General features: G+C 57.7%; 11 protein-coding genes. 6 read left to right on the forward strand and 5 right to left on the reverse strand.

Features of this window, described 5'->3' with window-relative positions; all coding sequences use genetic code 11:
* The first annotated feature begins 76 nt into the window (after positions 1-76).
* The 6 genes from minC (at position 77) to ACTJKV_RS14695 (ending at position 6,342) form a co-directional block, all read left to right on the forward strand.
* Positions 77-808 (forward strand): septum site-determining protein MinC, encoded by a 732-nt coding sequence (gene minC, locus ACTJKV_RS14670; protein ID WP_062424019.1) that lies wholly within the window; start codon positions 77-79, stop codon positions 806-808.
* 30 nt (positions 809-838) lie between these two features.
* Positions 839-1,651 (forward strand): septum site-determining protein MinD, encoded by an 813-nt coding sequence (gene minD / locus ACTJKV_RS14675; RefSeq protein ID WP_062424020.1) that lies wholly within the window; start codon positions 839-841, stop codon positions 1,649-1,651.
* Positions 1,648-1,908, forward strand: a complete 261-nt coding sequence (gene minE, locus ACTJKV_RS14680) for a cell division topological specificity factor MinE (RefSeq protein WP_062424021.1) — start codon at positions 1,648-1,650, stop codon at positions 1,906-1,908. The genes minD and minE overlap by 4 nt, the downstream gene beginning before the upstream one ends.
* Before the next feature lie 114 nt (positions 1,909-2,022).
* Complete coding sequence (locus ACTJKV_RS14685) at positions 2,023-2,742, forward strand: GntR family transcriptional regulator (protein ID WP_113261543.1); 720 nt, start codon at positions 2,023-2,025, stop codon at positions 2,740-2,742.
* 139 nt (positions 2,743-2,881) lie between these two features.
* A complete protein-coding gene (locus tag ACTJKV_RS14690; protein WP_111847541.1) occupies positions 2,882-3,817 on the forward strand; it encodes a dihydrodipicolinate synthase family protein in 936 nt (311 codons plus the stop codon).
* 326 nt (positions 3,818-4,143) lie between these two features.
* Positions 4,144-6,342, forward strand: a complete 2,199-nt coding sequence (locus ACTJKV_RS14695; RefSeq protein ID WP_440598948.1) for a methyl-accepting chemotaxis protein — start codon at positions 4,144-4,146, stop codon at positions 6,340-6,342.
* Positions 6,343-6,472: 130 nt separating this feature from the next.
* Here ACTJKV_RS14695 and ACTJKV_RS14700 read toward each other — a convergent pair whose 3' ends face one another.
* From ACTJKV_RS14700 to ACTJKV_RS14720, 5 genes are all read right to left on the reverse strand, one after another.
* On the reverse strand, positions 6,473-7,573 hold the full coding sequence (locus tag ACTJKV_RS14700) for an RHE_PE00001 family protein (RefSeq protein WP_440598949.1): 1,101 nt from the start codon (positions 7,571-7,573) through the stop codon (positions 6,473-6,475).
* Positions 7,574-7,686: 113 nt separating this feature from the next.
* Positions 7,687-9,000: an ATP-binding protein gene (locus ACTJKV_RS14705; RefSeq protein ID WP_440598950.1), complete on the reverse strand. Its 1,314-nt coding sequence runs from the start codon at positions 8,998-9,000 to the stop codon at positions 7,687-7,689.
* A gap of 37 nt (positions 9,001-9,037) precedes the next feature.
* Positions 9,038-9,691, reverse strand: a complete 654-nt coding sequence (locus ACTJKV_RS14710) for a response regulator (RefSeq protein ID WP_062424025.1) — start codon at positions 9,689-9,691, stop codon at positions 9,038-9,040.
* Between the two features lie 67 nt (positions 9,692-9,758).
* Positions 9,759-11,414, reverse strand: a complete 1,656-nt coding sequence (locus tag ACTJKV_RS14715) for a phosphoethanolamine transferase (RefSeq protein WP_440598951.1) — start codon at positions 11,412-11,414, stop codon at positions 9,759-9,761.
* 138 nt (positions 11,415-11,552) lie between these two features.
* Positions 11,553-12,569: a DNA topoisomerase IB gene (locus ACTJKV_RS14720; protein WP_062600597.1), complete on the reverse strand. Its 1,017-nt coding sequence runs from the start codon at positions 12,567-12,569 to the stop codon at positions 11,553-11,555.
* Between the last annotated feature and the right edge of the window lie 79 nt (positions 12,570-12,648).

Below are 12,648 nucleotides of genomic sequence, written 5' to 3' on the forward strand. Positions count from 1 at the left end.
CCGCCGCCAAGGGCGCGCGTTAACCATTTGTTAACCAAATCACCGCTACCTCTCTATCAACGATTTCTTTACCAAGATGACCAAAGTGCTAACAGACTCGCGTTCGATCCGTATCAAGGGCCGCTCATTTCTGGCGGTCGTTCTTTCTCCCGAGTCGCCGCTGGATGTCTGGCTGGAGCGGCTGGACGATCTGGCAGCGCGCTCTGCCGGGTTCTTTCTGTCACGTCCGGTGGTGCTGGATGTGGCGGACCTGAAGCTCGACAAGGCGGGCCTGAAGTCCTTGCTTGCCGAGCTTTACAATCGCAACGTTGCCATCATGGGCATCGAGGGCGCACGCCCGTCGATGATCGAAACCGGTATGCCGCCCGCGCTCAAGGGCGGAAAGCCGGCCTCGGATGTCGAGGTTGAACCGGTGGCGCTTGCCGAGGTGGAAGCGCCGGCGGAGCAAAGAGCACCCGTGACCGAAATCCGCAGCGTCGTGCAGTCGCTGATGATCAGCGAGCCGGTGCGCTCGGGCCAGTCGATCATCTTCCCGGAAGGCGATGTGACGATCGTCGGTTCCGTCGCCTCCGGCGCAGAAGTGATCGCCGGCGGTTCGATCCATATCTATGGCGCGCTGCGCGGACGCGCCATGGCGGGTTCACTCGGCAACGCCTCGGCACGCATTTTCTGCAAGAAGCTGGAAGCCGAGCTTCTTGCCATCGACGGTGTTTACAAGGTTGCGGAAGATATCGACCCGAAGCTTCGGGGGCAGGCCGTCCAGCTCTGGCTGGAAAACGATACGATCAAGGCGGACAAACTCAATTAAGCCGTAAGCGGCAGGAAACAGGAGATCAGGATGGGGAAGGTAGTAGTCGTTACCTCCGGAAAGGGAGGCGTCGGAAAGACGACGTCGACCGCAGCCCTCGGTGCAGCGCTGGCACAGAACAAGGAAAAGGTCGTCGTCGTGGATTTCGACGTCGGTCTTCGCAACCTCGATCTGGTCATGGGTGCGGAACGTCGTGTGGTCTACGATCTGGTCAATGTCATTCAGGGCGACGCCAAGCTGACGCAGGCGCTCATCCGCGACAAGCGTCTCGATACGCTGTTCCTGCTGCCGGCTTCGCAAACGCGCGACAAGGACAATCTGACGCCGGAAGGTGTCGAGTGGGTCATCAGCGAACTCAAGAAGCACTTCGATTGGGTGATCTGCGATAGTCCCGCGGGTATCGAACGCGGCGCAACGCTTGCCATGCGGCACGCGGATATCGCCGTCGTCGTTACCAATCCGGAAGTCTCGTCTGTGCGTGACTCCGACCGCATCATCGGCCTTCTTGATTCCAAGACGATCAAGGCTGAACGGGGCGAGCGGATGGAAAAGCACCTGCTTCTGACCCGTTACGATGCCGCCCGCGCCGAGCGCGGCGACATGCTCAAGGTCGATGACGTTCTGGAAATCCTTTCCATTCCGCTGATCGGCATCATTCCCGAAAGCATGGACGTGCTGCGTGCTTCCAACGTTGGTGCACCGGTCACGCTAGCCGATGCCAAGTCGGCGCCAGCCATGGCCTATTTCGATGCGGCACGACGTCTGTCGGGCGAAGACATTCCGGTTTCCATTCCCGGCGAAAAGCGCGGCATCTTTGCCAAGATTTTCGGGAGGGCCGCATGAGCATCTTCAACCTTTTCCGCAAACAGAAGTCCGCACCCGTCGCACGCGAACGGTTGCAAGTCCTTCTTGCGCATGAGCGCACCAATCAGGGTTCGGATCTGGTCGTCATTCTGCGTGAGGAAATTCTGGCGGCGATCGCCAAGCATGTGCAGATCGATAGCGATAAGGTCCATGTGAAAATGGACAGCGACGAGCATATGTCGCTACTGGAAATCGATGTCGAAATTCCATTGAGCGCGTCGCTTCGCGCTGCCTAACTCGATCAAGATAACGCCGGGCACTGTCCCGGCGTTATCGTTGGGCGGTTTGATCTTTCCATCAGGCGCGATTCTGGACTAAGCCTGTCTTGATCGAGACTGAAGGATGGTTTGATGGCAGAGGTGGAGAAGGCGGACGAGCGGGAAAAACAGACCCACCGAAGAGGCTTTGGCGTTTCCACCGTCTACGAGACGCTACGCAACGAGATCATCGAATTGCGGCTTGCGCCCGGCAGTCCGATCGATGAACTGCAACTCTCCGAACGTTTTTCGCTGTCGCGCACGCCCATTCGTGAGGCGCTGGTCCGTCTTTCCGCCGAAGGGCTGATCACGACGCTGACCAACCGCGCCACCATCGTCTCGCAGATCGATTTTCTCGGATTGCCGGAATTCTTCGACGCATTGACCCTGATGTATCGCGTTACGACTCGGCTTGCTGCGGCCAATCATACAGAGGCTGATATCGCGCAGATCCGCACCCTGCAAAGCGCCTTTGCCTTGGCTGTCGAGCAACGCGACGCGCTTGCGATGATTTCCACCAACCGCGATTTTCATGTCGCGATCGCGCAGGCTGGCGGCAACCGTCACTATGTCGAGCTCTTCACTCGGCTGCTCGACGAGGGACGGCGCATCCTTCGCCTCTACTACTCCTCGTTCAATGATGTCCTGCCCAACCAGTATGTCAGCGAGCATGAAGACATGATTCAGGCGATCATCGACCGGGACGTCGAAAAGGCGGACGCGCTTGCCAGGGCGCATGCCGATCAGATCGTCACACAGATCCGCTCCTACATCACGGCCGATACTCGCCAAAGCGCCAATCTCAGCCTTTAAATTCAAAAAGAGCGCCTTTGGCGGAACGCCCAGCATTTGCGCCCAGATTTCATGTATTTTATTTGTCGACAAGATCGAAATCCGGTGCTACAAGGGCTGCGTATCAGGCGGCTATGGTGCCGCAAAAGGATTGGAAACCATGGCCAGCACGATCTTCACCGGATGCATCCCCGCCCTCATGACGCCTTGCAAGGCGGACAGAACGCCTGACTTCGACCTGCTGGTGAAGAAGGGCAAGGAACTCATCGCGGCCGGCATGTCGGCAGTCGTCTATTGCGGCTCCATGGGCGATTGGCCGCTGTTGACAGACGAGCAGCGCCAGGAAGGCGTGCAGCGTCTTGCTGAAGCGGGTGTTCCGGTCATCGTCGGCACCGGCGCCATCAACACCAAGTCGGCCGTCAGCCACGCTGCTCACGCTGCAAAGGTTGGCGCCAAGGGCTTGATGGTCATTCCGCGCGTTCTCTCCCGCGGGTCTTCCGTTTCTGCGCAGAAGGCCCATTTCTCCGCCATTCTCGAAGCGGCAAACGGACTTCCGGCGGTGATCTACAACAGCCCCTATTATGGCTTTGCGACCCGCGCTGATCTGTTTTTCGATCTGCGCTCGCGCTATTCGAACCTCATCGGCTTCAAGGAATTCGGGGGCAAGCAGGACATGACCTACGCTGCGGAAAACATCACCGCCGGTGACGATGATCTGACGCTCATGGTCGGCGTCGATACGGGCGTCTACCACGGCTTCGTCAATTGCGGTGCAGGCGGTGCCATCACCGGCATCGGTAACGCGCTGCCAAAGGAAGTGCTGCATCTGGTCGCTCTGTGCGAAAAGGCCGCGAAGGGCGATGCAGCGGCACGGGTTGAAGCGCGCGAGCTGGAAGAGGCGCTGACGGTGCTCTCGACCTATGATGAAGGTCCTGACCTCGTTCTGCACTACAAGTATCTGATGGTTCTGAACGGCGATACCGAATACACGCTGCATTTCAACGAGACGGATGAATTGAGCGCCTCGCAGCGCCGTCATCTGGAAAGCCAATACACCTTGTTCCAAAACTGGTACGCATCGCGTTATTCGGCGTGACTACTACCGACTTCGACGCATGACGCGATTGCCAAGAATTGCGCTGTGCATCAAGTCTCGTTCTTCGTGCTATACCTTACGGTTCAAACATCTAGCAGGCGGCCAGACGACGGCCGCCTCTTTTTTATTTCAGACCCGGACGCGGAAACTGATTTGCCGATCGCGATGGAATAGAGTTCAAGCAGAGAATCGCGCGTTTCGCTTAAGCTCAGAGGCGATCGTGCAAAATTCCTAAATGCCAGACAGCACTATTCTTTTCGCGGTTTGTTTGCGAATTGTTTAAAATCTTACATTAACGTCGCCCCAAAATTAGAGGGGCTCGTCGCATGAAGAAGATTCTCAATTCCGTTTCCGGAAAGCTTATCTTAGCTACCGGAACAGCTATTGCCGGCATCATGATTGCTTACACGGCGGTTAACGTGATGAACGTGAAGTCAGCGACCGAGCGTGACGTGATGGCGCTCGCAACCGAGAAGGCTGCTTCAGTCAGCGAGAAGATCGCTGGAGACATCTCCGTCGCAACATCCGCAGGCGCAACGCTTGCTGCCACGATCGGTGGTTTCATCGAAAACGGTTCGCGCAGCCGCGCCGACATCGTTTCAATGATCGAGACCGTCGCGCCGCAATATCCGAACGTGTTTGGCGCGTGGATGTGTGAACTGATCGACGGCAAGAGCCCGAAGCCGACGGTCGGCAAGGAAGCTCTGAACGAGGAGGGCATCTTCACGCCCTACTGGACAAAGGACGACAGTGGCAAGATCGGTCTCTCAACCTGGAAGATCAAGCCAGAGGACGAATATTACGGCGGTGTGGTGAAGACCGGTAAACCGCTCATCACCTCGCCCTATCTGACCAACACGAAGCAGCTCGTCACCTCCGTCTCCGTGCCAGTCAAGGCCGCAGGAACGATGGTCGGCATCGCAGGCGTTGATATCAAGCTCGGCGATCTGACAAAGAGCTTGGCGCAGATCAAGCCGTTCGAAGGTGGCGACGTCATGCTGGTCGCGAACAACGGTAAGTGGCTCGCCCACGACAACGCCGACAATCTGATGAAGGATTATTCCGATGTCGGCGCCGATCTCGTCAAGCAGGCCTTGGCCGACGGCAAGATGCGTGTGATCGAGGGGCTCCCGGACGGTTCTGTCCGTCTCGTCTACCCCTTCACGGCACCCGGCATGAACACCACCTGGGCAACGGTCCTGGATGTGCCTTCGGCCGTCTTCTCCGGGCCAGTCTGGCAGCAGATCTATAGCATGCTGATCGGTGGCCTGATCATTCTCGCAGTGACGCTTGGCGTGATCCTCGTTGCCACGCAGATCCTGATCAAGAAGCCTCTGACATCCGTTCTGGGTTCCGTCGGCAAGATGGCCAATGGCAATTACAAGGATCAGGTTGCCCAGACGGGCAAGCAGGATGAACTTGGCAATCTGGCCGCATCACTTGAAAAGTTCCGTTTTGCGCTTGCCCGCGGCGAAGACGTTCAGGCCGAGCAAGAAGAACTCCAGCGCCAGGTCGAAACCGATCGCAAGCGTCAGAGCGACATCGACAATGCCAAGGCTGAAGATCTCCGACACTTCGTCGAGCTGGTTCAGAGCCGCTTGAATTCTCTGGCAAGCGGTGACCTCACGGTTCGCATGAACGAGAAGGTCGCCCCTGAATTCGACACGATCCGCCAGAATTTCAACATCTCGGTTTCTGCGCTGGAAGAAACGATCAGCAATGTCGTAAGCGCAGTCTACACGATCCGCTCCGGTCTGAGCGAAATCTCCACCGCGTCGAACGATCTGGCTCGCCGTACCGAACAGCAGGCCGCCGCTCTGGAAGAGACCGTTGCGGCCCTAAGCGAGGTCACTCGTGGTGTGAACGACACCGCCGATGGTGCAACGGATGCGCAAACGACCGTTAATGGCGCCAGGGCGGATGCTGAAAGGGGTGGCGACGTCGTTGCCCGCGCCGTCGCAGCGATGACCGAAATCCAGGGATCGTCCAGCAAGATTGGCAATATCATCAGCGTCATCGATGAAATCGCATTCCAGACGAACCTTCTCGCGCTGAATGCGGGTGTCGAAGCCGCACGCGCTGGCGAAGCAGGCAAGGGATTTGCGGTGGTTGCGCAGGAAGTGCGTGAACTGGCGCAGCGCTCCGCCAATGCCGCAAAGGAGATCAAGGGCTTGATCTCCACCTCGTCCAGCCAGGTCGAAACCGGCGTTCATCTGGTTGAAGAAACGGGCGATTCGCTTGGCAAGATCGTCAAACAGGTTCTCGGGATGAGCCAGACCATCAACCAGATTGCAGCCGGTGCCCGTGAGCAGGCTGTCAGCTTGAAAGAAGTCTCGTCGGCGGCCGATCAGATGGATAAGGTTACGCAGCAGAACGCAGCGATGGTGGAAGAAACCACCGCTGCTGCTCAAAGCCTGTCGCAGGAAACCGAAAACCTTGCGAGCATGGTGGGACGCTTCCGCGTCAGCGCAGATACGAGGCTCGCCTCGAACTTTTCCCACGCGCGCTACGCCATAGCAAGCTGATCTGCGATTTAGAAACGAGAGCTCCCGTGCGTCCTTTGGGAGGCACGGGGCTCTATCTTTTTGATCCGACCCATCGTGCTTTCCAGAAATCGGTTCCGATTTTCGGGCCAATGCCGTAGTGGCAAAGGGCTTACAAAATCCCCCAGGCCCTAAAACGTCCGCGGCCTGTCATTTCGCGCAGCTCCAGCTGGTTGGCAAGGACCATCGCGCCCTGTGGCGTGGTACCAAGTTCCTTGACGATCATGGATGTGGAGACGACTGGGTTTGCCAGAACCAGTTCGACCAGATCCGGCAGTCGCGAATTTGACCGCTTTCCGACCAACCGTCTTTCCATCCGGCTCTTGCCGTTCAAAAGACGGTCGTGTTCCTTCATGCCGAGTTCGGCCGCTTCGATCATTCCATCAAGGATCGCGACCAGTCGTTCTTCCTGGTCGCGCGAATGGCGCCGTTCTCTGTGAATGGCGCGAAGTCCGCTATTGAGCGCCGGCAGGATTGTCAAACCACTGGCACGCAGCGACGCGGCTGCGAGTTGCCGACCCAGCCATGGGCTTCGGTCCGACACCTGGATATCGCGCCAGGCATCGAGGAGAATGGCAGCCTGCAGCGCCGCCGGATAGTCCGAATAGCGATCGACAAGCTTCCGCCATCGATGAAGTCTTTCTTCCTCGCTATCTTCATCTGATTGTTCGCCGGCAGGGCTGTGGATCGACGTCTCCGACTGGCCGCGATAGCTCAAGGCATCTGTGACAAGGGCGGTGCTGCGTGACAGCACAGCGTCCATCTGAGCCAGCTCATCGGCAAGAGCTTTGTCCGCGTCTTCTGGCTCTTTGAAGTCCGCCTCTTCGCCATCCGAAACCAGGTTTGATGGGGCGGCCTGCGGCTGGACGTTTTTCCCGCGGAGGAGATCGATGCCGTGATCGCTCAGCGCCCATTGCGGCGGATGACTTTCCATCAGCCGCCTTGCCCTCAGAATACGGTGGGCATTGACGATCTCGTTCGTCGGGGCTCGAATGTCCATACGTGCATCGTGCAAGACGAGATCCTCGACATGGACCAGTTCTCCATCGACCCAAAGCGAGGAAACGGCATCGTGGAAATTCTGTCGCTGCAGAAATCCGTCTCTGATCGGAGATCGGCTGACTCTTTCATCGAGACGCGCCAAAGCCTCGCCAGCCCGCGTCAGGGACTGCAGGAGCCTTGTGGCTTTCAATAAAGAGAACTCATAGGTCATTGGAATCACTTAAAGGATAGACCGGAGTGAAAGCAATCCTGGCTGTTCACTTTCAACCGATGTTCACATCCAAGAAGATAAAGTCTAAGAGGCTTGGAGCTGTCTCCAGGGCCTCACGCCTGCTTCGGCAGATCGATCTTCGCTTCGAAGCCCTCTTCTCGACCTGGGGCGGGCGAGGATAGAGTAAGCGACGCATTCATGCGCTTTGCCAGATTGTCGACGATCGCAAGGCCAAGGCCAGACCCAGACGCCTGGGTCTGGCCGCGCATGAAGCGGGTCGTCAGTCTCGGCAGAAGTGCTGGATCGATCGGCGTTCCGTCATTGACGATCCGAATGGACCTGTCCTTATCGACATAGATATCGACCGGCGAATCCTCGGGACTATGCGTCAGCGCATTTTCCAGGAGATTTCGAATAACGATACCGAAAGCGTCCGGATCGACCTTGGCTTTCAGCGGCCCGTCCTCCGGAAGGTGCAGGTGAATGCGTCCGGCGCCAAGTTCTGAGCGGCTCATATCCTCCACCACGAGTTCCAGCACCGGGAGAAGATCGATGATCGTATCGGAGATGCCGATACCGGCCTCCGCGCGTGACATCTGCAAAAGCTTCTCGGACAATTGCGCGAGATTGGAGAGCGACAATTCGATCTGATCGACGCGCGGGGCAAGGTGTGGTGGAATATCCGCCTTTAAGCGTTGCGCCTGGGCAAGCGCTCCGGCGATCGGCGTTCGCAATTCATGCGCGCTGTTGGAGGCGAAGGAACGCTCTGCTTCCAGCGCTGAACGCAACCTCTCCAGCAGCAGATTGACCGAGCGGGCGATCGGATCCAGTTCGGTCGGAAGGCAACCGGAATCGACCGGCGCGAGATTGCCGCCATCCTTGCGGGCAATGTCGTCTCTCAGCGTCTGGATCGGCACCAACGTGCGACGGATGACGAGAATGACGGCAATGATGCTGGCCGGGATGAGGACAAGAACGGGAAGGATGAGCGCCGTTGACGCTTCCTCAATCGCTTCGCGGCGATTGGCGAAAGCGTCGGCCACCTGAAGATAAAGATCTCCCTCCGGCGTAACGACGGTATAGATTCGTTGGGTATCCGTATCGGCAAAACCCGGCCTCAGCGGCACGTCGAAGCCTTCTCTGGCGCTCTCATGCGAGTGCAGCAGCACAGCACCGTCGCGATCGCGCACCTGATAGGTCAGATATTCCGAGCCGGTCGTTGGCTGGCCGAGACGCCGTTGCGCTTCGGGGCTGCGTTCGCGAAGATCTTCTGCCACGAGCGGTAGCAGCCGGTCGGCTGTTTCCTGGACGCCGCTGTCGAAGATTTCCGCAAACTCTTCCTCCATGACCATCACGCCAAGGGCGGATGCGACCATCCAGGAAATAGCCAGCACGCTGACCAGCGCGAGCACCATCCGGCGCGTCATGCTCGTTTTACGAGGCTCCGTTTTAAACGGTATGAGATCAGCGAATTGTATAACCAAGCCCTCTTACGGTTTCCACGCGATCGGAACCGATCTTCTTGCGCAGCCGACTGATATAGACCTCGACAGTGTTGCTCTCGATTTCGGCACCGAACTCATACAAGGTTTCCTGCAACTGCGCTTTCGAGATAAGCGCGCCCGGTCTCTCGACGAGCTTTTCCAGCACCGCCCATTCCCGCGCACTCAGCGTCAGTGAGCGGTCATTGACCGTAATACTTTTGGCCGCCTGATCGATTTCAATGCCGGGCAATCTGACGATCGGCGTCGAGCGTCCCTCATAGCGCCGGGACACGGCAAGCATCCGGGCTGTCAGCTCGCCGAGATTGAACGGTTTGACCAGATAGTCGTCCGCCCCGGCATTCAGGCCCTCGATCCGGTCGGAGACCTGATCATGGGCCGTCAGGATGATTACGGGGACGGCATTGTTGGCTTTGCGCAATGCCCGCAAGAGGCTGAGCCCCTCGCCATCGGGAAGTCGCAAATCCAGCAGGATGAGACCATAGCTCACGGTCTCGGTCGCCGCCATGGCTTCGCCCAATGTCTTGAACCAATCCACGGCATGCCCTGCTGCCGCCACGTGATCCCTTAGTGCTTCTCCCAGCACATGATCGTCTTCAACCAGCAGAACGCGCACACCAACCTCACTCCCGAACTGCCAATGCGTATCGCTTCGTGCGGTTCGTCGTCAAGGCACAGGCGCATCATGTCGTGGGCTTCGACTGGCAGGCGTGGAAGACGTCGAGCGACGAGTCGTAGACCGAGGTGGAGACGTTCATCATCCCGAGAATACTATGGAAGAAATTGTCGTGGGATTTGCCACCAGCCTTTGCCTCATCGGCAAGGCAGGCCCGGTCCACACCCATGGAACGTGCGAAGTCATTGTCCATCCATACCAGGAAGGGCACGTGGGTCTGCTCTGCCGGTGCCAGCATGTAAGGCGCACCATGCAGATAGAGACCGTTTTCGCCAAGCGACTCGCCATGGTCGGAGGCGTAGAGCATACCGGTCGCAAGCTTGTCAGAGCGGGCCTTCAGCTTGTCGATGATGGCAGAGAGGAAATGGTCGGTATAGAGGATCGTATTGTCGTAGGCGTTGACGATCTCTTCGTCCTTGCAATTGCCGAGTTCCGAGGTCCGGCAATCCGGCGTGAATGTCCTGAACTGATCGCCATAACGGAGGTAGTAGGACGGACCGTGGCTGCCGAGTTGGTGGATCACGATGACGCTGTCCTTGGTGACGCGGTCGAGCCAGCTGTCGAGCCTGTCGAGGAAGATATCGTCACTGCATTCGCCCGTCTTGCAGAAGGTGGGATCGCGGGTGGCGCTGAGATCGAAATAGGGAATGCGATCCGCTACGCCCTTGCTTCCGGTATCATTGTCCAGCCACTGCGCATCGACCCCGGCATGCACCAGAACATCCATGAGGTTCTCATTGGAAAGGGCCTTGCTGTGGGTATATTCCGAGCGGGTGAACTTAGAGAACATGCAGGGAAGCGAGATTGCCGTGGAGGTGCCGCAACTGACCGTGCTTGGAAAATAGAACACATCTTTCTTTTTGAGTTCGGGGTTGGTTTCGCGGCCATAGCCATTCAGCGAGAAATTGGCAGCACGCGCGGTTTCCCCTGCCACGACCACGGTCACACGCGGCTTGCCGACCGCAACGACAGGAGGCTGTACCCTCGCGTCGAGACCGGTCTGCGTCACCGTCAACTGCGCTTCCTTGTTGGCGATCTGGAAGTAATGCGCCGTGGCGAACATCGGCGAAATTGGATTGAGGCTTTTGACGATATCCCGGTGCTGACGGATCGCTGTGGTAAAGGTCTTGGAATTCATCGCGGCCATGCCGCCAATGATGACGAGGCAGGCGATGACGCTCAGCGTATTCCAGAATAGCTTTCCAAGGATCGGGCGGTGGCGGATGCGCACGAAAGCAAGAAGCACGATGGGGAGTAGTGCGTAGATCGCCATGTGCAGGAGGAAGGCGGAGGTGATCAGATTGTTCGCTTCGCCGGTTGTGGTCTCGAAGGCATTGCGCACCATGTCGCGGTCGATCACCGCACCGAAGCGATCCATGAACCAGGAGCAGAGCGCGGAAATGACGATCACCACCATCAGAACCGGCTTCATGATGTACTTCGCCGAGAAGGTGATGAGGAGTGCGGCAAAAAGCGCTCCCATGGCCACATAGAGCGCGTAGATCGCGACGGGATAGGCAGACAGATGGGTGTTCACCTTCGACCAGAATGTCTGGTTCATGAAGAACAGCAAATACAGAGCGGTGATAACGCTCAATGTAATGCTGCCAATTTCAGGACGGCGAAGTTTGCTGCTGTCCAGGTGATCCGTCAATGGTGCCACGCGCCCATTCTCCTCGTGCCAATCAGTGTACCGGGCGCGCATGAGCGCTTTTTACTTTTCCGGCTAATGAAGGCCTTCTGGAGAGATTTGCTGACACGAGGCTGAACGGTTCAACCTGGTTATCAAGATAGTGCTTAATTAGGTGAGGTAGGAGATAAGCCGACGCTCGTCTGCCCTTAGCCCCGATATGGCTTTTGTCGGCGTTTCCAAAACGGTCTCAAGCCGTTTGATCGCTTTCGGCTCGGTGGCAAGATCCAGTACGGATGGGTGGACATAGCTTTTGCGGCAGATGGCTGGCGTGTTGGAAAGCTCTTCTGCCGCTGCTTCGCAGATGCTCTTGATGGTCGGCGCGCTGCCGCTCGCGAGGCGCTCTGCAGCGTGGCAAAAGCCAGCCAGCGTGCCGCCCCAGGTGCGGAAGGTCTTGGCTGAAATGCCTTCGCCCGCTGTTTCGGACAGGTAGCTATTGAGTGCGCTGGAATCGATGGGATGGACCATGTGGTTTTCATCCTGCCAAACGAAAAGCTGTTTGCCGGGCAGATCAGCGATCTCTTCCAGAATCTTTTGCAGCTTTGGGTGCCGAAGGCTGCGGCGCACCTTCTGTCCACCCTTGGCGATAAAACGAAGTTCAATCGTCTCGCCGAGCGACACATGGCGCTTCAGAAGCGTCGTTGCACCATAGGTGCCGTTGCTTTCAAGATAGGTCTTGTTACCAACGCGCAGGTAGGCCGCGTCAAGAAGAAGAACCAACGCTGCGAGCGTTCTGTTCTGGCTGTTGATGTCCTTCTCGATATCGGAGAGCGCCCGGCGGCGAATGGCGGGCAATGCCTCGCCGAACGACTTCAACTGGAAGAACTTGGTTTCACCGCGAAATGCGTGCCAGTCGACATGATAGCGATACTGCTTTCGCCCTCTCGCATCGAAGCCGGTCGCCTGAAGATGGCCCGAGGGCTCGATGCAGATCCAGACGCGTTGATAGGCGGGCGGGATGGCAAGTGACCGTATGCGTGTAATTTCGATCTTGTCGGAAAGCAATGTTCCGTCTGGAAGCCTGTAGGAAAATCCCTTGCCGCGCCGCTCACGGGCGATGCCGGGTTCCTGGTCGCTGACATAGGTTAGACCGATTTTCTTGAGGAGCCGGGCGGGGTGCTGGTTCATGATTTGGCGCTGCCTTCGAGTTTTCTCAAATAACTGCGCTGAACAGGTGTCCGTTCCAGAAAAAGGAGCGGGACATGCC

Origin of the sequence: Agrobacterium sp. 22117 (assembly GCF_052045735.1) — a bacterium.
Lineage (GTDB): Bacteria > Pseudomonadota > Alphaproteobacteria > Rhizobiales > Rhizobiaceae > Agrobacterium > Agrobacterium cavarae.